This is a genomic window from Bradyrhizobium sp. Kon69, from assembly GCF_055807515.1.
Window position 1 is genome coordinate 1 of the sequence record NZ_JBVVOS010000629.1, and the last position, 230, is coordinate 230.

Below are 230 nucleotides of genomic sequence, written 5' to 3' on the forward strand. Positions count from 1 at the left end.
GACACGCCTGGGTTGGGGAATGACACGGGTGCTGTCCTACCAGGTTGCGGCAGCGGTGGCGGCGGGGGAGTTGGAAGTTGTGCTGCAGGATTTCGAGCCGGCTGCGCTGCCGATCCAGGTGGTGTTCCAGAACAACGGTCGAGTGCCGGCCAAGGTCCATAGCTTTGTCGATTTTCTTACCCAGCGCCTCGGGCAGGATAGCGCCTTGAACCCGGCGATGAAGCAGCGCG

The 230-nt window shown here is 63.0% G+C and carries 1 pseudogene; it reads left to right on the forward strand.

Annotated elements, in window-relative coordinates:
* Positions 1-28: 28 nt before the first annotated feature.
* Positions 29-230, forward strand: a pseudogene (locus tag AC0L3U_RS40375) (LysR family transcriptional regulator); the annotation flags it as partial.